General features: G+C 40.9%; 24 protein-coding genes. 14 read left to right on the forward strand and 10 right to left on the reverse strand.

All coding sequences use genetic code 11. From position 1 onward, the window contains the following. Positions 1 to 133: 133 nt before the first annotated feature. From LV85_RS13535 to LV85_RS13550, 4 genes are all read right to left on the reverse strand, one after another. On the reverse strand, positions 134 to 838 hold the full coding sequence (locus tag LV85_RS13535) for a tetratricopeptide repeat protein (RefSeq protein ID WP_111320315.1): 705 nt from the start codon (positions 836 to 838) through the stop codon (positions 134 to 136). 23 nt (positions 839 to 861) lie between these two features. Continuing rightward, complete coding sequence (locus tag LV85_RS13540; RefSeq protein ID WP_111320317.1) at positions 862 to 2,304, reverse strand: CCA tRNA nucleotidyltransferase; 1,443 nt, start codon at positions 2,302 to 2,304, stop codon at positions 862 to 864. Continuing rightward, the gene (locus tag LV85_RS13545) at positions 2,301 to 2,771 is read right to left on the reverse strand and encodes a hypothetical protein (protein WP_111320319.1); all 471 of its coding nucleotides are present in this window, start codon (positions 2,769 to 2,771) and stop codon (positions 2,301 to 2,303) included. The genes LV85_RS13540 and LV85_RS13545 overlap by 4 nt, the downstream gene beginning before the upstream one ends. Before the next feature lie 115 nt (positions 2,772 to 2,886). Beyond that, entirely contained in the window at positions 2,887 to 3,228 is a 342-nt protein-coding gene (locus LV85_RS13550) for a DUF6249 domain-containing protein (RefSeq protein ID WP_111320570.1), read from the reverse strand. 104 nt (positions 3,229 to 3,332) lie between these two features. Here LV85_RS13550 and LV85_RS13555 point away from each other — a divergent pair, with 104 nt between their 5' ends. Together LV85_RS13555 and LV85_RS13560 are read left to right on the forward strand one after the other, a co-directional pair. Continuing rightward, positions 3,333 to 3,908 carry an RNA polymerase sigma factor gene (locus LV85_RS13555; protein ID WP_111320321.1) on the forward strand — a complete coding sequence of 192 codons (576 nt, stop codon included), beginning with the start codon at positions 3,333 to 3,335 and terminating at the stop codon, positions 3,906 to 3,908. Then, positions 3,905 to 4,312, forward strand: a complete 408-nt coding sequence (locus LV85_RS13560; RefSeq protein WP_111320323.1) for a hypothetical protein — start codon at positions 3,905 to 3,907, stop codon at positions 4,310 to 4,312. The genes LV85_RS13555 and LV85_RS13560 overlap by 4 nt, the downstream gene beginning before the upstream one ends. Before the next feature lie 66 nt (positions 4,313 to 4,378). On the opposite strand, the gene LV85_RS13565 is transcribed toward LV85_RS13560, so the two are convergent. Together LV85_RS13565 and LV85_RS13570 are read right to left on the reverse strand one after the other, a co-directional pair. Then, positions 4,379 to 4,783: a hypothetical protein gene (locus LV85_RS13565; protein WP_111320325.1), complete on the reverse strand. Its 405-nt coding sequence runs from the start codon at positions 4,781 to 4,783 to the stop codon at positions 4,379 to 4,381. A gap of 129 nt (positions 4,784 to 4,912) precedes the next feature. After that, complete coding sequence (locus LV85_RS13570) at positions 4,913 to 5,689, reverse strand: hypothetical protein (protein WP_111320327.1); 777 nt, start codon at positions 5,687 to 5,689, stop codon at positions 4,913 to 4,915. Positions 5,690 to 6,010: 321 nt separating this feature from the next. Between LV85_RS13570 and LV85_RS13575 the strand changes: the two genes are divergently transcribed. Continuing rightward, positions 6,011 to 7,627: a CTP synthase gene (locus tag LV85_RS13575; protein ID WP_111320329.1), complete on the forward strand. Its 1,617-nt coding sequence runs from the start codon at positions 6,011 to 6,013 to the stop codon at positions 7,625 to 7,627. Between the two features lie 42 nt (positions 7,628 to 7,669). Continuing rightward, positions 7,670 to 9,475 carry a membrane protein insertase YidC gene (gene yidC / locus LV85_RS13580; RefSeq protein WP_111320331.1) on the forward strand — a complete coding sequence of 602 codons (1,806 nt, stop codon included), beginning with the start codon at positions 7,670 to 7,672 and terminating at the stop codon, positions 9,473 to 9,475. A 121-nt stretch (positions 9,476 to 9,596) separates the two neighbouring features. Here yidC and trhA read toward each other — a convergent pair whose 3' ends face one another. Further along, the gene (gene trhA / locus LV85_RS13585; RefSeq protein WP_111320333.1) at positions 9,597 to 10,286 is read right to left on the reverse strand and encodes a PAQR family membrane homeostasis protein TrhA; all 690 of its coding nucleotides are present in this window, start codon (positions 10,284 to 10,286) and stop codon (positions 9,597 to 9,599) included. Positions 10,287 to 10,836: 550 nt separating this feature from the next. Between trhA and LV85_RS13595 the strand changes: the two genes are divergently transcribed. From LV85_RS13595 to LV85_RS13635, 9 genes are all read left to right on the forward strand, one after another. Continuing rightward, the gene (locus tag LV85_RS13595) at positions 10,837 to 12,405 is read left to right on the forward strand and encodes a type I restriction-modification system subunit M (protein ID WP_111320337.1); all 1,569 of its coding nucleotides are present in this window, start codon (positions 10,837 to 10,839) and stop codon (positions 12,403 to 12,405) included. Beyond that, entirely contained in the window at positions 12,405 to 13,709 is a 1,305-nt protein-coding gene (locus tag LV85_RS13600; RefSeq protein ID WP_111320339.1) for a restriction endonuclease subunit S, read from the forward strand. The genes LV85_RS13595 and LV85_RS13600 overlap by 1 nt, the downstream gene beginning before the upstream one ends. A gap of 13 nt (positions 13,710 to 13,722) precedes the next feature. Then, positions 13,723 to 14,553 (forward strand): toll/interleukin-1 receptor domain-containing protein, encoded by an 831-nt coding sequence (locus LV85_RS13605; protein ID WP_111320341.1) that lies wholly within the window; start codon positions 13,723 to 13,725, stop codon positions 14,551 to 14,553. Between the two features lie 137 nt (positions 14,554 to 14,690). After that, positions 14,691 to 15,521, forward strand: a complete 831-nt coding sequence (locus LV85_RS13610; protein ID WP_111320343.1) for a toll/interleukin-1 receptor domain-containing protein — start codon at positions 14,691 to 14,693, stop codon at positions 15,519 to 15,521. Positions 15,522 to 15,606: 85 nt separating this feature from the next. Beyond that, complete coding sequence (locus tag LV85_RS13615) at positions 15,607 to 16,278, forward strand: DUF3800 domain-containing protein (protein WP_111320345.1); 672 nt, start codon at positions 15,607 to 15,609, stop codon at positions 16,276 to 16,278. Between the two features lie 131 nt (positions 16,279 to 16,409). Beyond that, positions 16,410 to 16,787 (forward strand): hypothetical protein, encoded by a 378-nt coding sequence (locus LV85_RS13620; protein WP_146260476.1) that lies wholly within the window; start codon positions 16,410 to 16,412, stop codon positions 16,785 to 16,787. Between the two features lie 145 nt (positions 16,788 to 16,932). Further along, entirely contained in the window at positions 16,933 to 17,880 is a 948-nt protein-coding gene (locus tag LV85_RS13625; protein WP_111320349.1) for a hypothetical protein, read from the forward strand. A gap of 336 nt (positions 17,881 to 18,216) precedes the next feature. Further along, positions 18,217 to 18,447 carry a hypothetical protein gene (locus LV85_RS13630; RefSeq protein WP_111320351.1) on the forward strand — a complete coding sequence of 77 codons (231 nt, stop codon included), beginning with the start codon at positions 18,217 to 18,219 and terminating at the stop codon, positions 18,445 to 18,447. A 465-nt stretch (positions 18,448 to 18,912) separates the two neighbouring features. Continuing rightward, a complete protein-coding gene (locus LV85_RS13635; RefSeq protein ID WP_111320352.1) occupies positions 18,913 to 21,786 on the forward strand; it encodes a type I restriction endonuclease subunit R in 2,874 nt (957 codons plus the stop codon). 236 nt (positions 21,787 to 22,022) lie between these two features. On the opposite strand, the gene LV85_RS13640 is transcribed toward LV85_RS13635, so the two are convergent. The 3 genes from LV85_RS13640 to LV85_RS13650 form a co-directional block, all read right to left on the reverse strand. Then, complete coding sequence (locus LV85_RS13640) at positions 22,023 to 22,874, reverse strand: sugar phosphate isomerase/epimerase family protein (protein WP_111320353.1); 852 nt, start codon at positions 22,872 to 22,874, stop codon at positions 22,023 to 22,025. A gap of 115 nt (positions 22,875 to 22,989) precedes the next feature. After that, the gene (locus LV85_RS13645; RefSeq protein ID WP_111320354.1) at positions 22,990 to 24,075 is read right to left on the reverse strand and encodes a type I restriction enzyme HsdR N-terminal domain-containing protein; all 1,086 of its coding nucleotides are present in this window, start codon (positions 24,073 to 24,075) and stop codon (positions 22,990 to 22,992) included. Between the two features lie 28 nt (positions 24,076 to 24,103). After that, positions 24,104 to 25,126: a ThuA domain-containing protein gene (locus tag LV85_RS13650; protein ID WP_111320355.1), complete on the reverse strand. Its 1,023-nt coding sequence runs from the start codon at positions 25,124 to 25,126 to the stop codon at positions 24,104 to 24,106. 325 nt (positions 25,127 to 25,451) lie between these two features. Between LV85_RS13650 and LV85_RS13655 the strand changes: the two genes are divergently transcribed. Continuing rightward, a complete protein-coding gene (locus LV85_RS13655) occupies positions 25,452 to 26,873 on the forward strand; it encodes a Gfo/Idh/MocA family oxidoreductase (RefSeq protein ID WP_111320356.1) in 1,422 nt (473 codons plus the stop codon). Positions 26,874 to 26,947 lie beyond the last annotated feature (74 nt).

Genomic DNA, 26,947 nt, shown 5'->3' on the forward strand with positions numbered 1-26,947 from the left:
GTAGAAAAAATTTTTCTCTCGAGAAATCCTTTAGCTGATCCTGATGTCCTGGAATTACTATGGGGTATTTGCTGAGACTTTCAGAAAAAAAAACCGGCATAAATGCCGGTCTTCCTATGTAGAATTGACTTGATCAATTAGTCTTCGCAAGGTTTTCTTTGGCCATGTCGAAATCAGGATTTAGTGCTAATGCTTCTTCAAAAGCAGCTTTAGCCTCTATCTTGGATCCTTGATCCAAGTAGATCATTCCTTTCATGTTCAAAGCAGCAGCTTTCATACTTACCTCTTGATTCTCGGTTTGTGACTTTGGAAAACCTACTTTTTCATCAGGTTTAGCATTCTTTACCAACATATTCATAGAATTCAAAGCCTCTGGGTATTTCTTCAAACTATATTGAATAAAACCAGATTTGTATAAGCTGAAATTATCGCCACTGAGTAAGTATAGACTTTCAAAATAGGGTAGAGATTTCTCCAAAGCCCCTACTTGCTCCAAGGAATAAGCAGCTATCTCCAAAGAGGTGATGCTTTTGTCATTGACCTTTAACACATCCATTGAGACCAAGGCGGCAGACATCGCCTGTCCTGCCTCATAATATACCGTACCAAGCATCTCCACGTAGCGGATATCTTCAGGATTTCTTGCTATCAAATTATACAAGGAAACCTTAGCCGAGTTTACATCATTGTAACGCATGGCCATTTGATATGCGGATTGATCAATCGCATTGAGAGACCTTTTAAGTTTGGGATCGAGTCTGGCTAAAGAATCGGCCGTCTGGGCAATAGTAGTGCTGGCGCAAAAGGCCATAAGCAGCATGAATAATACGCGCTTCATTTGAATTGATTTTTAATTTTAAATTATGATTTTGGGAGACCTGCCCCTGGAGACAATCCTTTGGATTTGGCAATCTCCAGCATTAATTCACGAGCCTGGGTCGGGTTGTTGTGAATTTTGCCCTCCAATATAGCTTCTTTAATTTCTTCTTTAATGTCTCCAACGATTTTTGAAGGCTCCAAGCCAAATATTTCCATTATTTCCTCTCCAGAAATGGGAGGTTGGAAGTTTCTAACCTGATCCTTCTCCTCTACTTCGATGAGCTTTTGGGCAACTTTATCGAAATTCTCCAAGTATCGCTTTACTTTCTTATTGTTCTTCGAAGTCACATCTGCACGACAAAGCTTCATCAGATCATCTATATCATCTCCTGCCTCAAAGAGCAATCTTCTCAAGGCCGAATCAGTCACCTCATCTTTGACCAAAGCAATAGGGCGAAGATGTAGCTTGACGAGTTTCTGCACATATTTCATACGCTCATCCATCGGGAGTTTCATCCTTCTGAAAATCCCAGGAGTCATACGAGCTCCTTTATCTTCATGGCCATGAAATGTCCAACCAACTTTTTTATTGAAACGCTTGGTGGCTGGCTTTGCTATATCGTGAAGGATAGCTGCCCAGCGTAGCCAGAGGTTATCAGTCATTAAGCAGACATTGTCAAGAACCTGCAGCGTGTGGTAGAAATTATCCTTATGTGATTTGTCATCCACTGAATCTACCCCTTGCAAATCTACCATTTCCGGAAAAAACTCATGGAGCAACTTTCCCGCAAATAGCAACTTGAAGCCATAGGAAGGTTTTTTGACTTCGATGATCTTATTCAACTCTACAATTATCCGCTCTCCTGAAATAATATTCAGGCGTTGTGCATTTTCACTTAGAGCATAAAAGGTATCACCATCAATGTCAAAATCTAATTGAGCCGCAAATCGTACAGCTCGAAGCATACGCAGTGGATCATCCGAAAAGGTGATGTTTGGCTCTAGAGGAGTGCGAATCAGCTTCTTTTTGATATCTGACAATCCATCAAATGGATCTAGCAAATCACCGTAGTTTGAGGCGTTCAGAGAAATTGCCATGGCATTGATCGTAAAATCTCTACGCTCCAAATCTTCCTGAAGCGTCCCTGTTTCTACGATAGGATTTCGCGAGTCTGCTCTATAGGATTCCTTCCTTGCTCCTACAAATTCCAATTCCCACTCATCCAATTTCAGCATGGCTGTACCAAAATTCTTGAAGACAGAGAGTGGCACGTGAGTATCGTATTGCTTAGCCACTTCCTTCGCCAGCTCAATCCCCGATCCTACGCAAGTAAAATCTATATCTTTGAGACCGCTTTTCTCCCTTTTCAAAATCAAATCTCTCACATAGCCACCCACCACATAGGTTTCTACGCCTAAATTGGCGGCAGCTTTAGCGACTTTGTTAAAGACTTCGAATTCGTCAAGATGTGCTTTGAAATTCATCCCTTAATAATTTTGACATCCCCATCTGGGCCTAAAAACATCTCTTTGGCACTTGGGCTCAGCAGCGGGAATAAGATTGGCGTCTGAAATGATGCGGCTTCTTTGCTGTCGATTTTGACAAGCACAGGTTGTGAAATCTGAAATAGTAACTTATTCCAAGTGGGTTCCAAGATCAGGCTGAACTTCAGAACGCCATCCACTATAGGACCATCTTTAATAATACCATTTGCAGGACTGTGATAGACCGTCGGTTTGTTGGCATATTCTACCACATCTAGCGAAACCTCCGAAAAAGGCTCACAAATCGCCCGAATTTGGAATAAATCAAAAAGAAGAAAAGTCCAATCCTCACTCATCTCAGGCTTCCACAGCGCTGGTTTCATGAGCGTGATTACTTTTCCATTTCCTTCTTTTAGGTGCAAAATGCCCTTTTCCCTAAAAGCAGATACTAGTTGTGCGTGATCCAAGGTGATTTATTTTTTCACAAAAATAATCAGAATTTCGAGAGCAGCCCATTTTGGCTAAAAGCAAAAAAAAACCTTCCCTGCAAAAGGAAGGCTTAAGTTCACTAGGATTGTCGGCTTAGTGATCCTCCTTATCTAGTTTTCTATTCAAGAAGAAACTAACCATCAAGCCAATTCCTCCAAAAATAAATATACATGAGCTAAATGCCACTCCTTCTTCTAGACCAGCATTTTCAAACATTGCTCCTACCAAAACACCTGTACCTACGCCTACAGCCAGTAGCGCAATATTCAGAATGAACTGGCCAAAGCTGTACTTTTTGCCTGAGTTGAAGAGTTTTGCGTCAGCCCCATTTTCTATGAGTGCGAGCCTTTCCTTATTTCGGGTAGTCAAGAAGGTAAAGATGATCCCGAAAATACTAGAGAAAATTATCAAGGTAACTAAGATGGTTTCTGCCATGGTATGTTTGTTTTTTCTTCTTTGATGTAGGTACTGCGAGAAAAGGTTACAAGTATGTAGAAAAAACTGTAACTTTTTTTCGGATACATGCATCCAATGTAAAAATGCGATTCCAGGAAGACGACTTCTATATAAAGAAAACACTTGAGGGTAATTTGAATGCTTATGGACAATTGATCCAAAAGCATGAAAAATATGCGTTTACTTTAGCTATGCGCATTTTGAAAAATAGAGAAGAGGCCGAAGAAGCTGCGCAAGATGCATTTATGAAAGCTTTCCATTCCTTGAAAACCTTTGAGGGCAATGCTAAGTTTACTACCTGGCTATACAAAATCGTATATAATGAGGCTTTGGGCAGATTGAGAAAATCAAAACATCATACAGTTCAACTGGAAGAAGTAGAAGAACTTGCTAAAGACGGTGTGGATTACTTGGATGGATTAAAGTCACTCCAACTTGCCGAGCGAAAAGAATTTATACAACAAGGACTGGATGCCATGAAGTCATCCGAGGCAGCAGCACTCACCTTATTTTATTTAGAAGAGCAAAGCATAAAAGAAATAGAAGATATTATGAGTTTGACAAACTCACATGTCAAAATACTTTTGCATCGAGGAAGAAAGAATCTTTTGGACTCATTGCGAACTATTACAAAAAGTGAATTAATCCATCTGCTATGAAAAATCTAAGCAAGGAAGAAGAATATATCCGGCAATACATCACTGAACTGGGGACAGAAGCTCCTACTACAGGCTTCCATAAGACTATATTAGCAAAGCTAAAACCTAAGCGATCAGTCTCAGTCTATAGCCCTGTAATATCTGCATTAGCTTGGAAAATAATAGGAGCTGTCATTGCAGTACTTGTCATTTCAGTTTTATTATTCCTGCCATCAGGACAAAACACCATTCCACTTATTGATCAATTATCTGCGATACCTATACCACAAGTAACAGTTTCATTACCACAAATCTCATTTCCTAAAATAAACTTATCCCTAATTACTATTCAAGCCCTAGTTGTTTTTAGTTTATTGGCAGCTGTTACGGTGATTACCACATTCAAAAAATGGAAGGTGTCTTAGCTTAAGCACCAAACAAAAAAAGACAGCTGCTTAGCTGTCTTTTTTTGTTTTGAGTGGAAAAAAAACTTATCCTCTCAACCAGTTGATAAACGTTTGGTAACCAACTCCAATTTCTCTAGCGAATGCTGCTTTTGTTTTCTTACCTGCAGCTTCTACTTTCTTCCACTCTTCTACGATTTTGCTTTTCTCTGCATCGCTGAATGTTCTTCTCTTAGTAACTTTAGGACCAGCGCTGTTGCCAGTTACCAATGAAATCAATTCATTTAGTTCGTTAAGGAATCTTGTATCATTCAATGGAAGTCCAGCTTCCTCCAATTTCTTAATTACTTGTGCTTTAGGATTAACTGGAGTAACAGAAATCCCTTGCTTTGCTGCATCATGCAAATCTATTTTGCTTCCATCAGCGGTAACATAAATAAAGCCATCACCTTTTTTTAGGTCAACAATAGCATCTTTGATTAAATCTCTCATATTTTTTTGACTTGTTAATAGATATTATTATCAATAATTTGACGCAATATAATAGAAAAACTAACTATATATAAAAATCTCCTCTAAAATTAAGATAATTTTACAACTCAAGCCTGAGTAGATAATTTTTTAATTTTGAGAATAGTTTTCTATCCAATGTTTAATTAGGTTATTAGAACTGTACTTTTTCAATAGGGAATTGAAGTATTTTTTTTCCATACCTCTATTTACAAAGGTGGTTTGATAATCCCCAAGATCTATTGTGTCTCTCAACTCTTCCATCAAACCCTCGAAATCAGCGAATAAAGGCATGTTATCAGATCCAAGCTTACGTTGAGATTCTAATGAAGGTTCAGATTCAATCATAGTTTCTTTAGACAAGAGGTAAGAATACCGTGATTCTCCATTTTCTATGATTTTAAATAACAGAATAGATTCATTCAAATTATTAAGGCAAGCGATTTCTTCAAACTCCTCATTAAGCTTAATATCTTCACATAGCGTCTCTATCATAAATAAGATAAAAGATTTCCATAGTCTTTGGAATTCTGGAAGCATCTCTCTTGCATTACCAAAATTATCATTTGTATAAGTTACCTGTACTTGAATACCAGCAGGTTTACATTGACTGAGTAATTCAAACCATTGCTCATCCGAGGAATTAAAAGTTGGCCAGTAGCATAACAGGGATTTATCATCAATTACCATTGCCTCAAATAAATCAGCATACACCATGTTTAATACTTCAACGCTATCCTCGAATTTAGTCCAATCAATTTTGGCAAATAAGTCAACTGGATCTAATACAAAAGTCTCTATTTCATTTAGTTCCAACTTCCTCATGTCTAGCTGGCCTTGATCAAACGTTTGATTTATTAGGATAATTCTTCTGTTTAGAGTTCTCATATTTCTTGTTTTTAGTAGTGATTAATGGAAAATTCATTATTTGATTAAATCAAAATAGTTGCCTTGAGTAATCACACAATTCATCTCCAAATAGCTTCCTGCAGCAGTGATCATTTCTCAAAACCCAACAATTAAAACTAGCTTATAATCCGACCCACGACAAGTAATTGACAGGTATTGTCAAAGTAAAGTTTTTAAGCCAAGGAGAAGAAAATCGAGAAACCTGATCTATTTAATGTTCAAAAAGCCATTAATCGGGAATTTTTCCATAATTTTGAGCCCCATAAGAATCCAAACAATTTTCAAATCTCCCCCATTCTTATGGCGTCAAGCACCAAATACATCTTTATTACCGGAGGAGTTACTTCCTCTCTCGGCAAGGGCATTATCGCCGCTTCATTAGGCAAGCTGCTCCAAGCCAGAGGCTTTAAAGTAACTATCCAAAAATTTGATCCTTATCTGAACATCGATCCTGGGACGCTAAATCCTTATGAGCACGGCGAGTGCTATGTGACTGATGATGGCGCTGAAACGGATTTGGACTTGGGACACTATGAGCGATTTTTGAATATCCCTACTTCTCAGGACAACAATATCACTACCGGTAGGATCTACAACAATGTGATCACTAAGGAGCGTAAAGGTGAATTCCTTGGAAAGACCGTTCAGGTCATCCCTCATATTACTGACGAAATCAAAGCTAATTTTTACAAATTAGGTGAAGACGGAAAATATGATGTAGTTATTACCGAAATCGGTGGATGCGTAGGTGACATCGAGTCACTACCCTTCATAGAAGCAGTAAGACAGGCGAAATGGGATCTTGGAGCCAACAACTTCTTGGTTATACATCTTACGTTAATCCCTTATTTAAGTGCTGCCAAAGAACTTAAAACTAAGCCTACGCAGCACTCGGTAAAACAATTGTTAGAAGCTGGTATTCAACCAGATATTTTGGTATGTCGTACCGAACATCACTTGCCTTCGGATGTTAAGAAGAAGTTGGCTCTTTTCTGCAACGTTCAACTGAATAGTGTGATCGAGGCAATGGATGCTGACTCTATCTACGATGTGCCTTTATTGATGAAAAAGGAGAAGCTCGACGAGCGAGTGATGACTAAGTTGAAGCTTACTTCCAAAGAAAACACAGATCTCGAAAACTGGAAAGATTTCCTAGGGAAACTCAAAAACCCAACTTCAGAAGTCACTATAGGACTAGTAGGAAAATACGTATCCCTTCCGGATTCTTATAAGTCCATCATCGAATCATTCACCCATGCAGGTGCCTCCATAGAATGCGATATAAATCTGCGCCTTATTTCCTCAGAAGAAATCAACCCTGACAACTTAGCTGCCAAATTCAAAGATTTGGATGGAATCGTTGTTGCGCCAGGATTCGGAGAGAGAGGGTTTGAAGGAAAAATAGAAACCGTGAAATATGCCCGGGAAAACAACATTCCTTTCCTAGGAATATGTCTTGGCATGCAGGTGGCAGTGATCGAATACGCCAGAAACGTACTCAAGTTGAAAAATGCAAACAGTACCGAGATGGATCCTAACACCGCCGATCCAGTGATAGGATTGATGGAAGAACAGAAAAATATCGACCAAATGGGCGGGACTATGCGTTTGGGTTCTTATGCCTGTGACCTCAAGAAAGGCAGTAAGGCATTCAACGCTTATGGGAAAGTTAAAATCAACGAGAGACACCGTCACAGATATGAGTTTAACAATGAATATCTGCAGACGATGGAAGAACATGGAATGATCGCTACTGGTAAAAATCCTGAAACAGGTTTGGTGGAAATCGTGGAAATCAAAAACCATCCTTGGTTTGTTGGTGTCCAATTCCACCCTGAATATAAAAGCACCGTACTCACCCCTCAGCCACTTTTCGTGAAATTCATACAAGCGGCAGTGGACAATAAACTAAAATAAAACTTCCCCGAAGCTTCATTATCGGGTTTACGATTAATCTTTATGGACAGAAATCAAGCAACTGGTTTGATTCTTTTTGCAGCGGTCATCCTAGTCTATTCGCTTTTCTTTGCGACTACTCCGGAGATACCTGAAGTGGAACCAGTAACTACTGAGCAAACAGAATCAACTCAAGCCAATACAGCAAGCCAAGCAGCAACTACAGATACTACTTCTGAAAACGATAGCACCCTAGACGCCAGTAGACGTGCAAAATATGGCGTATTAGCAACCATGACCGTAGGAGAAGAAGAAACTCTTACGCTTGAAAACGACCTAATACAGGTGACCATTTCCTCTAAAGGAGCGGAGGTCAAAAAAGTGATTCTTAAAGAATACAAAAGCTGGGACATGACTCCTTTGGAACTTTTCAATGAGGAAAGTTCCAAAATGGACTTCATCATCGAAAGCCAAAATGGCCCCCTAGATCTGAATGACCTTTATTTCACTCCTTCCATTAAAAGCACTGAAGACGAAGAAGGGGTAAAAACCCAAACGCTAACGCTAAGCGCTGGTACAGAAAGTGGTCAAATCATCCAATCTTTCAGCTTAGCTGATGGCAGCTACCAAGTAAAAAAATCTTTTGAGGTAGATCGTTATCAAGGAGTAATCACGGGGAATGCACTAGCGCTAAGCTGGGAAGATCAAGTGATAGCTCATGAAAGCAACTTGGCAGAATCCAGAAGACAAACTAGACTTAATTACTACACCACTGAAGGCTCTTTTGACAATTTGGGTGCTGGCGATGACTTGGAAGAAGAAACCATACCTGAACCTATCAAATGGGTAAGTTTTAGTCAGCGATTCTTCTCTGCAGCTATGATTGCAGATACGGATTTCCGAAATGTATCCATCACGCAAAGCACGCCGACAGATAGCTCCATCGTTCGTTCGATGGCAACTAGCCTATCGATTCCACTGCAGGACGGCAAAGCTGGATTCACCTATTACTTCGGTCCTGACAAGTACAAAACCTTGAAAAAGGTAACGGATGGCTTTGAGGACAATGTGGACATGGGTTATTTCTTTGTAAGCTGGGTCAACAAGTATATCATTGTCAATCTTTTCGCTTTCCTAGAGAAGTTCTTTACCAATTACGGTGTCATCATTATCATCATCGTATTCCTGATCAAACTCGCTCTTTTCCCATTGACTTATAAGTCCTATATAGGCATGGCCAAAATGCGAGTGATCAAGCCTGAAATCGATGAGCTAAAAGAGAAATACGGTGACGATGCTACCAAGATGCAGCAGGAGCAGATGAAGCTCTTCTCCAAACTGGGAGTAAGCCCTATCTCTGGTTGTTTGCCAATGGTGCTTCAGATGCCATTCTTGTTTGCGATGTTCTTTTTCTTTCCAAATGCAATAGAACTACGTCAGGAATCCTTCCTATGGGCAACTGATCTTTCTACCTACGACACCTTTTTCAATCTGCCATTTACGATCCCTTTCTATGGATCTCATGTGAGTATGTTTACACTTCTTATGACAGTGTCGCAGATTATTTACACCCATTTCAACAATCAACTGACTACTGCTACTGGCCCTATGAAAAACTTGGGTTACATCATGCCGGTCATGTTTATGTTTATTTTGAACTCCTATCCAGCTGGATTGAGTTTCTATTATTTCGTTTCCAATATGGTGACCTTTGGTCAGCAGGCGATGATCAAGTTATTTGTAGATGACGAGAAAATCAGAGCAAAAGTAGAAGAAAGCAAAGCGAAGAACGTAAATAAAAAGAAATCGAAATTCCAGCAAAAACTGGAAGATGCAATGAAGGCATCCGAGAACAGTCGCAAAAAATAATCCGAAAAGAGCCCACATCAAATGGGCTCTTTTTTTTGCCTAAAAATATAAGCTGCTATGCGATAGGGTAAAGGTGAAAGTCAGTTCTCAGCATTAGTCAACCCGATAATTCTGCGGGGATCTATTCTTTTAGCTCTAGCTGATTTTCTTCATATACCGTCCGAATGGCATGAAGGATAAAAACCCAATGAAACCCCACTCCGATTAAAACAGCCACATGAAATAGCTCATGAGGCCCAAACAATCCAGGGATCAGAATAGGATAATTGATCCAATCCAGCACTGCGCCAATAGTATAAGCTAGGCCTCCATACAGCAAATACTGGAATGAGATGTTTTTCTTCAATTTCCAAATACCAATCACCGAAACCATACCAAGCCATCCAAACGCCAGAAAAACGGTATGCGTCATATACTCGGGAAGCTCATTAAAATATATGGAGCCAATAGTGATCCCAAGAATGGCTATAACGGAGGTAATGATCACTATCCCCCATTTCATAAATCCCGTAAACAGCGTTACATGAATAGCGATCAAAGTCCCTGATATCAATAAAAATATTCCTGCATGATCGAGGATTCTCAGTACATAACGGGCTGTGGTCTCACGCTCCAGTAAATGATAGGTACCACTCATGGACAGCAGAAAAATGGATGCAAAACCATAGATCAAGATCGGAAGAGGATGCTTCCTGCCCAGCCCGTCCTTTCTGAAAAGATAGAAAAGCAGTATCGCCACTCCTAGTGCCCCTAATAAATGAGTCCATGAATCAATGGGGTCATCAAAACCAAGTATCGGGTCAGTATTCATCTGCGAAAGGTGATAAATGATCAGTAAAACTAGGGTATGAATTAGTATATATATTTTTCCCTAAGCTAGGTCTTGGGGAAAATTCCTCTAGAAGGAAAAATTCAAGCATCTTAGTTCGCTAATTCAATTGATATTCGTGCATCTTAAAGATAAGGGTATGATTAAAAATAATGCGTTCAATAGTATCCTTCTGGTTAAAGATTGAATGCAGCAGAGGTTCACAAGTCAATTGAGCAAGTTCTATAGGTTTAATGATCAACTTAAAATAGAGTAGCAAAGCAATTGTGATTCCAACAGCGAGGGATGGCTGGCACATCTGACTGCAAAGACGGATACTCCCAGCTTGTGAACTTGATAATCCCAGGATAGCGTCAGCTTCATAACACTCAGCCCTACCACTCGAGTGCTTTTTTCATCCGCTTGTGCTTTGCCTTTCCACTGAAACACCTATTTTTAGCCAAGCAAACACTTTTTCGAAGATGAACAGCTTTCTCACAAGCCTCATCCTGTCGAAAATCCTTTTTCAAGTACTAATAACTCAACCACTTCAATGTCTGAAGATCAAAAACGCCAGCTGGAAACACAGCTCTGGGGAATAGCAAATCTACTCCGAGGCAAAATTTCCGCTGATGATTACCGGGACTACATCCTGGGATTCATATTCTACAAGTACCTATCGGAAAAGCAATACATCTATGCCAACTCCCTCTTGCTGGGTGAAGCAACGACTGATTATAAAGACCTGACTGACCCTGATTTGCTGGAAGCCATCAAAGAAGAATCCCTACTTACGTTGGGTTACTTCCTACTGCCTACCGAACTCTTCTCTGCCATCGCTGCTCGTGGAAACGCTGACACAGAAACGGAAAGCAACTACATCCTTGAAGATCTGAAGGCTGTGCTGAATCACATCGAGCAAAGCACCATGGGCACTGACTCCGAGGAGGATTTCAATGCGCTCTTCGAAGATCTCGATCTGAACTCTACCAAGATCGGAAGAACTGTCGCTGCCAGAAATGCCGTGATCGTACAGATCCTAAATCACCTGAATAAGATCGATTTCAAACTCGGAGACCTAGAATCCGATGTACTCGGAGATGCTTACGAATACCTCATCGGTAAATTCGCCGCAGGTGCAGGTAAATCTGCAGGGGAATTCTATACCCCTCAACAGGTATCGAAGATCTTAGCTAAGCTAGTCACAACTGGCAAAACCAAAATCAAGTCAGTCTATGATCCAACCTGTGGTTCGGGTTCTCTCCTACTCCGGGTAGCAAAGGAAGCCGAAATCACAGAATTCTACGGACAGGAACTCAATCGCACCACCTACAATCTGGCGCGGATGAATATGATTCTCCATGATGTGCATTACCGTGACTTCAACATTCAGCAGGAGGACACGCTGGAGAATCCACAGCATGAAAACCTAAGATTCGAAGCCATTGTCGCCAATCCACCCTTCTCTGCACACTGGAAGGGAGATGACAACCCACTCAATAGCAACGATGCTAGATTCAGCCAATACGGAAGACTAGCACCGAAGACGAAGGCTGATTTTGCCTTTATGCAGCATATGCTTTTCCAGCTGGCAGACAACGGCATCATGGCCAGTGTCTTTCCACACGGCGTACTCTTCCGTGGAGGAGCTGAAGGTGTAATCCGAGAGTACCTGATCAAGGAAATGAATGTACTCGACGCGGTCATCGGACTTCCTGCGAATATCTTCTATGGTACTTCCATCCCTACCTGCATCGTGGTGCTGAAGAAATGCCGGGAGCAGGATGACAACATCGTATTTATCGATGCCAGCGGAGAAGATCACTTTATCAAAGTGGGAAATCAAAACGAACTCCGAGAGGAAGATGTGGAGCTGATCGTGGAAACCTACAGCAAAAGGGAAACACATGACAAATACAGCTATGTGGCAACTCTGGCTGAGATCGCCGAAAACGACTACAATCTCAATATCCCGCGCTATGTGGACACCTTCGAGGAAGAAGAATCCATAGAGCTGGATACCGTAGCCGAGGGACTGGTACAACTGGACTCCGAGCTGAAATCCAACGAGGTTTCACTAACCGGCTTCTGCAAGGAACTAGGAATCAAAACACCCTTTTGATGAGGAACGAAAAAAGAACTGCGCCTGGGTTGAGGTTTCCTGAGTTTACAACACCTTGGAACGTTAAAACCCTAAGCGAGGAAATTCAAATCTTCAACGGTTATGCATTTCAAAGTTCGAATTCACAGGATACCGGCTGTAGATGGATAAAAATTGCTGATGTTGGGATTAACAAAATCAGCAATACAAACATGTCGTACCTGCCGCCATCATTTTCTGCTAAATACAAAAAGTTTCTGCTGAAAGAAGGCGATGTCGTCATAGCATTAACCAGACCAATACTTTCTGGCAAGCTTAAAATTGCAAAGATTGATCAAGGCTCAAATAACTCGTTATTGAATCAAAGAGTAGGAAAATTGATTTCCTTGGGAAGCCTCGACTATGCGTATCAGTTATTCCAGCGAAGATCATTGATAGGACGAATTGAAAACAACATTGCTGGGACAGACCCTCCAAATCTAGCACCTTCTGATCTTTCTTCTTTTAAGATTCTTTTCCCCTCCCTCCCCGAGCAGCAAAGGATCGCCGAATTTCTGACAGCCGTGGACAAGCGGATTGAGTTGCTAGAGCAGAAAAAAGAGAAGCTTGAAGCCTACAAAAAAGGCGTGATGCAGCAGCTCTTTCCTTCGGCAGGCTCAGGACAAGTACCGAAAATCCGCTTCAAGCAAGACAACGGTTCGGATTTTCCGGATTGGGAAGAGAAGAAGTTGGGGGAGGTATATGAATTCCGAACCACGAACTCCTTTTCAAGAGACAAGCTGAATTATGAGTCCGGGAAATTCAGAAACATCCACTATGGTGACATCCATACCAAGTTCCATACACTTTTGGATTTGGAGAGGGTTGATCTCCCATTTGTGAACAATGATGTAGCAATTCGAAAAACAGTTTCGGAAAACTTGGTGGAGGCTGGGGACTTGGTGATTGCTGATGCATCCGAAGATTATGCCGACATCGGAAAGACCATAGAAATAGTCAATGTAAACGGACAGAAAGTACTGGCTGGACTGCACACCCTGCATGCAAAGCGAAAGCAGGAAACCACTGAGGTGGGTTTCGGTGGCTATATCATGAAGTCTGATGGACTTCGATCCCAAATTATGAAAATCGCACAGGGCACAAAAGTGTTGAGCATTTCAGTACCAAGAATGAGAGAGCTAGATGTAAAGCTTCCAACTCCAGGCGAGCAAAATAAAATCGTCAAATTTCTGACAAGCTTGGATAGCAGTATCGAGAATATGGATCAGCAGATCAACCAAACGCAGACTTGGAAGAAGGGGTTGCTGCAAAAGATGTTTTTTTAAAATTTGAATAACTATGACAACTAAATTGATAAAAACCCTGGAAAAGCTTAGAGAAGAAATCCCTACTCTGAGAGCGGGAAAGAGGACTGATCCCAAATTTGAAAACTGGGAGAATAAAACAATACGCACAATAAAAAACATCTTTGGAGATGACTCTATAGAATACGGTCAATTTTCACGAGTTCGCTATTGGTACGACTACGCCGGTATACAAATTGAGAAAATGCCAAGGATAGAATATGAAGAGAAACATTTCAAAAACGGACTTGAAAAAGCCTCTTTGCTCTTGGATGATCTAATTGAGGAGGCCAAAGAAAAACAAGAGAATCTTCAACAACCGAATTCGATCACCTTTAAGGAAAAAAAGATTTTCATCAGTCACTCCTCAAAAGACAAGGAAATCGGCAAAGAAGTAATAAACCTCTTAGAACTGATGGGTGTTAAGCCGACACAGATAATCTTTACTACAGCGGATGGCTATGGAATACCTCTTGGTTCAGATTGGGTAGAATTTCTCAGGAAAGAGGTAAGTGGGGAAGGGATGGTGATCTCTTTACTTTCTGAAGAGTATTTCAAAAGTGAAGTGTGCATGTTAGAAATGGGTGGTACTTGGGTACTATCCAAATTTCATATTCCAATTCTTATACCTCCTATGAGTTTCAGCAGATTAAACACCGTCCTTAAGATCACTCAAGGGCTGACCGTTACTGATAAGTTGAAATGGTCTACCTTAAAATCCCAGGTTGAAAGTTTTTTTGAGCTTGACCCTATACCTGGAGATGTTTGGGAAGGAAAAAGAGACGCAATTCTGAGTAGAATCGTCAAACTTTTATCAACAGAATAGCCATGGAAAAATACTCCGTCAACCAACAAACACCTCCTTGAAACCATTTTCTCCTGCCGAGTGGTTAGCAGTATTGTTCCCAGGCTTGAAAAGAAGAAGAACCTGATAAGACAGATGTTTGATAAAGCTCAACGAATATGAAAGACTGGAAAGATATAGATAGAAAAACAGGCGACTTTGAGGTGACACTAACAAGTGGTGAGAGGATTTGGGGCAGTTTTCCTTTGGAGCACGAGGAATCCCTTCTGGGAAATGGTGTTGTTGGTTTTTTACCGTGGGATAAAAAAGATGAATTATTTCAAGATCTCCCTAAAGGCTATGTTAAAATCCCAATTGATCGAGTGCGACAATCTATCAAAACAATCCCTTTCAGTGCGATCAAATCCCTCAAAGAAGCTGAAAAAGAATTAGGAGGTATCTGTTTGATGGGAAATAAACCAATTCCTACTGGTTTGGCTGTGAGCTTAGAAAATCACGGAAAACCTGGCTTTATAAAGGTAAACTATCAGATTCCCGGAAACCCAAAACAGTATGAGATTGGAGAACTAGAGATCATCAACAAAGAACTAATTCTACCTCTGAAATTAGCATTTGTTTCTTATGCAAGAGAGGATCAAAAAACTGTGGAGGATATCACCCGCAAACTCAATGATGCGGGGATCCTCACTTGGTTTGATGAGAATGAAATTTTACCAGGCGATCTCTGGGAAACCAAAATTGAAACCGCAATTGAAAAATCGGAATATGTTCTTGTCTTTTTCTCAAGTAAAACTCTCGAACGAACAGGTTACAAAAATAAAGAGATTCGGTACATCCTTGACCAAGCGAAATATCGACCATTAGGATCGCGATATATAATACCGATACTTTTGGATGACTGCAAACCTCCTCGAGAGTTTAAGGAATTACACTGGCTTTCACACGGAAAAGAAGGTTGGTTTAAAAAACTAGTTCAAGTTCTGAAATAAAAATCTCCAGCTTTCACAAAGCAGGCTAGAAGAACAGACTGCTACAAAAGATGTTTGTGTACAAAAACTTTAACCATTTGACCTGATGAAGACTTTTAACCTCTACTGTGACGAAAGCTGCCACTTAGAAAATGATCATAAGCCTTTCATGCTGATCGGGTACACCTGCGTGGCATACAACCAACTCCATAGACACAACGAGCGGATAAAATCACTAAAGGAGAAACACCATTTCTACGGAGAGATAAAATGGAGTAACGTTTCTGCTTCACAGTACGACTTCTACAAAGAACTCATCGACTATTTCTTCGACACTGACCTCAGCTTCAGAGCCATCATCGTCAAAAAGCCCAAAATTCAAAACGAGCTTTACCAACAGGACTTCGATGACTTTTACTACAAAATGTACTACCAGCTGCTCATACACAAGAAGGATACTAACTACATCTACAATGTATATCTAGACATCAAGGATACGCTAAGCGCTCATAAAGTAAATCGACTGAAAGACATCCTCAACACAAAGCTGGGTGTATTTCGAAACGTGCAGAATATCCATTCACATGAAAGTTTGATGATGCAGATTGCGGATTTGATCCTGGGAGCACTGAGCTACAACCTCAATGACACCGATAAAAAGGTCACTGCAAAGATTCAACTCATAGAGCGCATCAAGCATCACTCCGATCAACCTCTGGAAAAGTCCAGCAATTGGACTGAGGATAAAATGGATCTCTTTTTTATCTCACTGAAATAGGTATGCCTTTTAACTTGCTGAAAGTATATAACCAAATGTTAGATCTTATTGGGATGGATGGCCCCACAAAATCCAGATCTCTTCTCGGAGTTTTTAATCGCGATTTTGTTCACAGTTCCCAGCCTGTATTCATGGAAAAACCAGTCTTTCCTACCCCGAAGGGTGAGCAAAACAAGATGGATATTCTATTCACTCACCTAACTACAGTCATTGTTGACAAGAAGGAAAGAAGAAGAGACTTCGACATAAAGAGGTCAGAAAGACTCCACTGGGTGCGCTACCATTTGGATCAGAGAAAAACCGATGATTTGATGGTGTTCTCTGTGAAAGAACCAGAAGGAATTAGGACCTACATCTATGATAAGACAGAAAATTATGTGGTGATACTGGAACCTCTCAGAAAAACAGCCGGCTATTATCTACTAACGGCGTATTATGTGGAAGGAAGAGACGCTAAGCGTGATAAGTTTGAGAAAAAATATAAGCGCAGACTTAGAGAAGTCCTATAAATGCAGAAAACGCAAGACATCGAGGCTTTGCGTTTTCCGATTTCCTTCCTCCGAGCGGTAGGATGAACTCTCCGCAAATGTACGGATATTCTATTTAGAATCAATATAAACAACGTAAGTTTTTAAACAAAGTTTCACTTGACCCATGCAAAACACTCTCAATAACCGGAGCCTGATCGAAGCGACTAAAGCCCTCTGTATCAAACTTGGACAGGGAGGTGAATTTGTTGAGGAGAGCTTTACTAGTTATCCAAATACTGTGAAACTGGGCTACAGCACTGTCCCTCACGAGCCCTGCATCTCAGGTAATTGGACAGCAGTTCAGAAAGCACTCGAAAAAGAAGGTCACTCTACAGCTATTTCAAATAATCATGTCCGACAAATCCGATCCTTTTATGAAGAAGGGGAAGACACTGTCTGGCTGACATTCAATGACAACAAGCTATGGTGGTGCCAAGCGGAAATGGAGATCAAGGTCAACACAGAAAACATCAAATCAAGAAAAGTGAAAGGTGTTTGGTTAGATCAAGATATCGCTGGCAAAAAGCTCCTTTTTGGAAACCTATCTGGAAAAATTCTGACCACAAAGGCATACCGTGGTACAATCTGTACCGTTGATAGCGAGTATGTGCTTCGCAAGATTAACAGCCAACTTTCTGAGGATGCAGAGGAAATCAAGGCATTGACTTCAGTGCTTCAGACAAAAATCGCAGGATTGATTCAAAAGTTATTTTGGAATGACCTAGAGCTATTCGTTGATTTAGTGTTCCGTCAGTCTGGGTGGAGACGAGTTAGCTATCTAGGAAAACAGGAGAAAACCATCGATCTAGACATGGAATCAACCGTCACAGGTGAAAAGGGTGTGGTCCAGGTTAAAGCAACGTCCAACCTTACAGGGTTTATGGCTTTCGAAAAGGAAGTGAATGGTTTTAGGAGCGACTATCAAAAAATCTTTTATGTCTGCCCCCAACCAACCCCAGATTTATTGGGGCATAAACCGCAATCAGGAACCATTCTTTATTTTAGCGACAAACTAGCAGAACTAGCAATTTCCGCAGGTCTTGTGGATTGGTTAATCAAAAAGTGCGGTTAAGCTTTTCCATCGGCAATAGGAACATTATTAAAGACTTGTAAAACCCTGTCTCCTCTCTATATTTGCACAGACAGTACACGCCACGCTACCCACTTGAACAGCGTCCCAAGGCGTGTCTTTTTCTTTTTAGGGGACTAAAATCAAATAAACTTGCTGTAAAATAAAGGTGACCAGATAGCCTGTATCTAACCTGTCTTACTACTAAGTATACAGTATTTCCCAGACAGACCCGCTTTCATCAACAAGGGAAAAGGATCTAAAATTTGCATTGGAACTTTGATTCTGCCAGTCCGTTTGTTAGCTTAACAATACAAACATTTGCACTAACATTTAGCTATGTCAACTGTCGAACTAAAATCCAATATCATCAAGTTGGTGGAAGATATCCAAAATGATGAACTCTTAGAATCCTTATTGGAATTTCTTTCCAGAAGAAAGGATTCTGCTTCCGGAGATATGTGGAGCGATCTCACCTCGGCACAAAAACAAGAAGTTCTTGATTCCTATCAGGAATCTGAAGACGAGAAAAATCTAGTAGCGAAAGATCAGCTGTTTCGTCTGCTCTAATGAAGGTAGTAGTATCCAAGACTGCCCTTAAAAACTTCCATCAAAATGTAGATTACCTAGTGGAAACTTGGGGAGCAAGTGTAGGGATCCAATTTGAGAAGCGTACTAAAATTAGACTTATTAGCTGATTTCCCTGAAATAGGCATAACTGTGGATCCGGAAAAGAAAATCCGTGCATTCCAACTCACCAAGCAAAACAGAATTTATTACCGTATCATGAAGGATAGGGTTGTAATACTTACCTTTTTTGATGTTCGCCAAAATCCGGATATGTTGAATTACTGATTAGATTGTAAATCGATTAAGCCATCTTTGCCAGTCATAGTAGGAATATAAATTTCCGGCACTGGCATGAGAACTTTTCCGGCATTTGGTTCTTGTCAACTAAATCCACATCTTAGCAGTAACAGAACCTGAGTAACATACCATAAGACCTGCTCTCGGGTCATTTTTTTTTACCAGTTCATGACGATACAACCCGAGCAGGCATTAGAAAATAACTTGATCCTACAGCTTCAGGCTTTGGGATACAAGTCAGTTATCATCAAAGACGAAGAAGCCTTACTTCACAACCTCAAGTCCCAACTGGAAATCCACAATAAGGTGAAACTAAGTGAGGATGACTTTAGACAGATCCTTAATTTCATCAACAAGGGAAACGTTTTCGAACGAGCCAAGATCCTTCGAGATCGAGTGCCATATGTGGATGAAACTGGAGAGCACCGCACCATAGAACTGGTTAATCAGATACACTGGTGTCAAAATCAGTTTCAGGTGACCCAGCAGATCTCCGTCGAAGGGAAATATAAGAACCGATACGACGTCACGATCTTGATCAATGGACTTCCACTGGTACAGATAGAATTGAAGCGAAGAGGGCTTGAACTCAAAGAAGCTTTCAAGCAGACAGATCGCTATACGATCCATTCCTATGGAGCTGGGCAAGGGCTATTCCAGTTCATCCACATCTTCGTGATCAGCAATGGAGTCAACACGAAGTACTATGCAAATGCACCTCTGAAAGACAGATCTTTCAAACAGACTTTCTATTGGTCAGACATTAAAAATAAGTTGATCACACAGCTATCAGAGTTCTCCGACATTTTCTTGGAACCCTGCCACATTTCCAAAATGATCACGAAGTATGTCGTGCTGAATGAAACTCAGAAGACATTAATGGTTCTCCGCCCCTATCAGTTTTATGCGGTCGAGGCAATCATCGAGCGGGTGAAAACTACTCCGAAATATGGCTACATCTGGCATACTACGGGCTCGGGCAAGACATTAACTTCCTTCAAAACAGCTCAGATTCTTACCAACCTGCCACAGGTTCACAAAGTCGTCTTTGTAGTAGATAGAAAAGACCTGGATTACCAGACCACCAAGGAATTCAACTCCTTTTCTAAGGGAAGCATAGACGGTACCAATAACACCAACACCCTAGTAAAGCAGCTCGCTGGTGACAACAAATTGATCGTCACTACCATACAGAAGCTGAATACGGCCATCACCAAGACTAGGCACCTAAAGCAATTGGAGAAGCTCCGGGACAAACGGATCGTTTTCATTTTTGACGAATGTCATAGAAGCCAGTTTGGAAAGACCCACTCAGACATCAAAGAATTCTTCGGGGGTTCTCAGATGTTTGGCTTCACAGGGACACCGATCTTTGAAGAGAATGCCGGGACTAATGCCTTTGGCAAGCGGACGACTACGATGCTTTTTGGAGACTGCTTACATAAGTACGTTATCACTGATGCTATTCGAGATGAAAACGTATTGAAGTTCTCAGTAGAATACATCAGCACCTTCAAGAAAAAAGAAAATATATTAGACATCAATGTGGAGGCAATTGATGAGGAAGAAGTGATGAACGCCCCTCAACGTTTGAATAATGTTACTGACTATATCATCGCTAATCATGGTCGTAAAACTCACAGCCGATCTTTCACCTCGATTTTCTGTGTATCCAGCGTACCCTCACTAATTGAATACTACAAGCTATTTCACCAGAAAAAAGAAGCTGGAGAGCATCAGCTCAAGATCGCAACCATCTTCTCCTATGGTGCAAATGTAGATCTGATTGACAGCGGAGAAGAGTTTGAGCAGGAATGGGAGGAAGAGGAGTTGGGAATGGCTGCAGACACGGGGCGCGGAATTTATCAGACTCCTGACAAGAAGCACCCACGTGATTACTTGGACGAATTTATGGGCCACTACAACCTGACCAATTCAACAAACTATAACACCAAAGACAGTCGACTCTTCTACCAATACTACAACGATGTGGCAGATAGGGTGAAGAAAAAGCAGATTGATATACTCTTGGTGGTAAATATGTTCCTTACAGGCTTTGATAGCAAGTCTTTGAATACGCTTTACGTGGACAAGAACCTGAAATTTCACGGACTGATCCAGGCTTATTCCCGCACCAACCGAATTTTGGACGAGTTGAAATCCCAAGGCAACATCGTCAGCTTCCGAAACCTGAAGCAGGCTACAGATGACGCGATAACCCTCTTCTCCAATCTCGATGCGAAGGATGAGATCATCATGCAGCCTTATGAAGACTACATCGAGAAATTTCAAGAAGCCGTCACCAAGCTGCTTGATATCGTTCCCACAGTGGACAGTGTGAATGAGCTACCAAGCGAGGTAGAGAAACTGGAATTCATCAAGGCTTTCAGGGAATTGATGCGTCTGAAGAATGTGCTAGGCACTTTCACTGAGTTTGAATTTGATGACTTGGTCATGTCTGAGCAGGATTTTGAGGACTACAAGAGTAAGTACCTTGACATCTACGATTCCAGCAAGAAGCCCGGCAAAGAGAAGGTCTCCATCCTGAACGATGTGGATTTTGAACTGGAGCTAATCCATCGAGATGAAATCAATGTCAGCTACATTTTGAAGCTACTGGCTAACCTTAAGGATGCTGCACCGGAAGATCAGGAGAAGCAGAAAAAAGCAATTGTGGAGCTGATTGTAGGAGAATCCCAACTTAGAAGCAAACGTGAACAAATCGAGAAATTCATTAATCAGACGCTGCCTATAATCAAAGACTCAGAAGACATCCCTGAGGAGTTCCTCAACTTCTGGACTAAGGAGCGGATCGAAGCATTGAAAACTCTAAGTGTGGAAGAAGGACTGAATACAGAGAAACTGGAACAAGTCATAGGAGACTTCATCTACACAGAGAAAGAGCCTCTTCGGGATGACATCATCGGCATGCTCAATACCCGTCCTGGTCTGAAGGAACGCAAGACCATAGCCGAACGGGTCAAAGGTAAGATCATGGACTTCGTGGAGACATTTATAAACGGGATTTCAGCAGCGGCATAAGCCAGGCACTCGGATTTACAACTACACTCATCAGCTCTCTAATTATTTCCTTTTTGACCTATATTCCGAAAACCCAAAAGAATCAATAGAAAACTCCACACCTCCCTAAACCCTAGAAAAAGCCCAACTATCAAAAGTTGGGCTTTATGTACTCGTCAAGATTTATTCCGAGTTAGCATGGATTGAAACCATATTAGTTTGTAACTCACGAGAACAAATGACATCTATACGGCTTCCTATAAGCCATACTTCTCTCCCATTCCTCTGATCAAGTCATAGCCTTTCTCCGCCATATCCCATGGCTCTGAGAAATTTCTCCACACACCGATGGAATTGGCAAAAGCAGGATCATTTCTAGTAAAGCCCTCGATAGTCAACCAACCTTTGTACTGAATATCAGCCAAAGCTTTGAAGGTCTCGTCAAAGTTCACATGACCAGAACCTGGAGTGCCCCGGTCATTTTCAGAAATATGGAAATGGCCCAATTGAGGTGCAATAAACTTAATCGCATCCGCCAAATTCTTCTCCTCAATATTCGCATGATGCGTATCAAACATCGCCTTCACATTCGGATGATTGACTTTTTTCAACAAATAGGAAAGCTGCTCCATGGTATTGCAGAGATAGCATTCGAATCTATTCAACGCCTCTGGAGTCAATAACACACCTGCCTGCTGAGCATAATCACCCATCGCATGCAGGTATTCAGCGGACCAGTTATATTCCTCCTCTATAGGTTCTCGTGAGGCAAAGACAGTGAATCCTGAATGATATGGACCACAAAGCACCTGAGCATTCAAATCATGCGCTCTATCAATCACCCATTTAAGTTGCTCGCCGGCGGCAGCTCTTACCTTGGCATCTGTAGAGATTGGGTTTTGCTCTGGCCCCATTACAGTTACAGCTGTTACCTCCAAACCTATATCAGCACAGTGATTTCCAACCAATTTGAAGGATTCTTCTGGCGAACCTCCGATAAAAAACTCTGCTCCATCATATCCGATCTTCTTCAAGCGATCCAATACAGGCAGCAACTCCTCCGACATCTCGGCTGACCATGCCAGCACATTAAATCCTATTTTGTTCATCTATTTCTCATTCAACTAGTTACTTATTTCTTTCAGAACTTCATTATTTATTATTCGACATTCATCATTCGATATTAGTAGATAGAAAATTCCCAATTTTGAAAAATTGATCTTACTATACCTCATCCACTTGAAACCCTTCACGTCGAGCCAAATCTATAATTTCGGCAATATTATGTTTACCCCACTCCGTCGAAACGACAAATTTCACTCCATCAGTACTTTCCAAAATTTGATTTTCGGCTGTAAAGTGCCTTTTGTTTGATTTATTCGCATACTTGGTTTGAACATATTCAAATTCGTTAATAACCCCAGTCGAACCTTGAAATTCCTTTTTAAATGTGTTTTTCAAACTCGAAAAATTAGATGGTTTATTTCTAAAATACTGTCTTACAAACTCAAAAACGAACCTATTTTTAGCAAGTGGTTCACCATTCCCGTTTAGTATATATTTTGTTGTATCCCTTGAATTAGTGTTTTCAGGTTTTTGACCATTATTACTAGGGGGTTTGGGTTTTGAAACTTGAAAGCTTTGGTTTGCAGAAATGTTGATTGAAATATCATTCAGAACACTATCAATCAATTCCGCATCATATTCTTTTAAAAAATCTTGCTTTATTAAATCTAAAACCTTCGATTGATAATCTTGTGATAAAATTTTAAATGTTAATACTTTTTGATCGGCTTTACGATTAATCCTTTTAAGCGAATTTTCAGTGAAAGTATTCAACTTGTCAAAAGTGAAATCATCTTTTGAAAAAAGTTCTACAAATTTTTGACCTTTACTATCTCCTTTATCAATTTGAATTGTTTCAAGTAAAACTGGGTCATCGTGCTGTGCTAGGTCGCCATCATAAAACAGCTGAATTGCTTCTCCAATTAGAATTCCGTATTGAAGTCTCAACTGTCGCATGTAAGAAAACAACTGCTGTTGAAAACGGGTTGTCAATGGAATATTTGGTTGCTTAATTTCTATTACAAACAAATTTTTCTTGTTCGACGAATTTATTACAATGTCAGGCATTATTCTATTCGTGGCTCCAAATTGGAATGAAGGTCTAATTTGAATATCACCTGTGAATTCTTTCCAATTTAGAACTCTCAATGCTTGAATTACATTTTGCTCAAATTCACTTTCACTTATTTCTTGCTTTACATTTTCGGATAGCAAAAAGCATATTTCTTCCCATTTTTCATTCATACTCGATTTTTATAAAAAAAATTAGAACTTATTTAAAATCGCTCACTTTCATCCCCTTCCTAAAGCTATCAAAGCCAAACATCGTAGGCTCATAGTCTCCTACAATATCTACAGAAAGCTCAGGTGTAATCACCTCTGGCATGTCCAGCAGCCAAAATGAAGCATTCACAATTAAGCGACGCATATCTTCCGCCTGAAAGTCTATCGAAGAACCTAATGTACTTCCCAAGACTTTACCTGTTTTGCCACCATCTAGCGAGTAATCTTTTGTCCAAGCGATCGGCATAATTGATTTATCCCACATAAGTGGTGCTTCTGAAGTCATTCCAGCAGTAGATTGACCGAAAAGAAGTACGTTGGCTGCTGATGTTAAATTCTTAATAGAGTACACGTCCGTTGGAGCCCAGATATCATCTACGCCTCTTAGAATCGGGTGATCTGCATCGCGATCCACTCCATCTATCAATGCTCTTGTTCCTTCTGATTTGTGAATACCATGATGCGCTACCCAGGTTTCCCCTACGATCTGCTGACCGAAGCCACCTTCCCAACCCGGAACTTTACTATTCCAGGTCCATTTGGCATATGGAGAGCTTTTGTCCTTGATAGAAAATGGATGCGTGGAAGTACGTAGCGCTATCAAAGGCTTACCTGATTTGAAATAATCCTCCAAATGCTTCATCTGATCCAAAGGAAGATCCCGAAAACGGATCAGCATAATGACTAAATCTGCATTCTTCAAATGCTCCAAGCCGGGGATGTTATTTTGATAGCTAGGGACAACATTTCCTGTTTCAGGCTCAATCGGAAACAATACAGTGGTATTGAAACCATAATGCGTTGACAATATTTTAGCCATCATCGGCATAGATTCCTCAGACCTGTACTCATCGTCTCCGGAGATCAACACAACATTCTTGCCTTTGCCAGGACCATCTTTGCCTTCAAATTGTAAGAAAGTTTTGCCATTTTGAGCTGAAACATAAGGAATTGCAAGGATTGCTAGCAAGACCAGTAAAAATGTAGACTTGTTTAGAGATATACTATTCATAGTTATTTATAGAATGAATTGGGAAAATAGTAAAACTTTCAAGGGTTTTCATCCTGATCTTGGATTTCTATTTCGGTATCGATTCCGTTAATTCTTTCGCCTTCCAACATAAAAATGAAATGACAAGCGCCAAAAAATCCCTACTTTCTGGTCTGAAACACAATTTGAACTTCCCAAATACCCATAAAACATGAAATCTAGTCGGTCGTATCCGACACAGAGGGGATATCAGGATTGCTCCCGATAATCATCGAAAAAGGATACCATGCTAGATTTCTCCCGATACTTATCGGGGGGATGACCAATAAAAAATAACAATAAACACATGAAAACGGATAGAAGAAATTTTCTCAAAACTGGCTCACTAGCCGCATTCGGACTTAGTGGCATTTCCATTATTCCCTCCTCAGTATTAGGCAAAACCACAGGACACATTGCTCCAAGTGATAAAGTAAACCTTGCCTGCTGTGGCATTGGTAACAGAGGGGCTCAGATCATCAATGAACTCTATGAAACAGGCCTTTGTAATATCGTAGCCCTTTGTGACGTGGATATGGGAGCTCCCCATACCACCAAGATCATGAACAAGTTTCCTAAAGCGAAGCGATTTCAGGACTTCAGAAAGATGTTTGATGAATTTGGAGGTGGATTCGAAGCAATCACTGTAGGAACTCCTGATTTCTCCCACTTCCCGATTACCATGCTAGCCATGTCAGAAGGCAAGCATGTCTATACAGAAAAACCAATGGCTCGTACCTTCAACGAGGTAACCTTGATGATGGACGGCGCCAAAAGACATAATGTAGTTACCCAGATGGGTAATCAAGGACACTCAGAGGCCAACTACTTCCAATTCAAAGCCTGGAAAGAAGCAGGAATCATCAAGGATGTCACCGCTGTTACAGCACACATGAACAGCCCAAGAAGATGGCATGGTTGGGATATAAATATGCAAAGCTTCCCAAAAGCTGAGTCTATTCCTTCCACCTTGGATTGGGATACCTGGATGATGGCAAGATTCCCGCATGACTATAACAAGGACTTCATCAACGGTCAGTGGAGATGCTGGTACGATTTCGGCATGGGAGCTTTAGGAGACTGGGGTGCCCATACGATGGATACTGTACATGAATTCCTAGACCTTGGTTTACCATACGAGGTGGATCCGGTAATGCTGAAAGGTCATAACCCATTCTTCTTCCCGATGTCTTCTACCATCGCTTTCAAATTCCCAGAAAGAGGTGATATGCCTGCCCTTGATCTTACTTGGTATGATGGGGTGGATAATGTCCCTCCAGTACCTGAAGACTATGGAGTGTCTGAATTAGACGCAAATATTCCAGCGGCAAGTACTGGTCAAATCCAGCCTGCAAAGTTAAATCCAGGTAAAATCATTTATGGCAAAGACTTTACTTTCAAAGGCGGATCTCATGGTAGCACGCTTTCGATTATTGGTGAGGAAAAAGCCAAATCCATGGAAAGCAAGCTTCCTGAAGTACCAGACAGCCCATCCAATCACTTTGCTAACTTCTTAAAGGCTTGTAAAGGCGAGGAGCAAACACGTTCAAGATTTGAAGTTGCAGGCCCATTGAGTCAGGTGTTCTGCTTGGGAGTATTGGCTCAGCAGCTCAATACCACCTTGAAGTTCGATAGAGAAACTCAGCGAATCACGAATAACCCTCTTGCTAATCAATTGCTTGGAGGTGAAGTGCCGAGAAGAGGCTGGGAAGAGTTTTACACCCTATAGGAGAAAAAACACATTAAAGTCAAAAGCTGAAGCGAGAGATCGTTTCAGCTTTTTTATTTACGAACCCCTTAGTT

The sequence above is a fragment of the Algoriphagus chordae genome (assembly GCF_003254055.1).
GTDB classification, from domain to species: Bacteria; Bacteroidota; Bacteroidia; order Cytophagales; family Cyclobacteriaceae; genus Algoriphagus; species Algoriphagus chordae.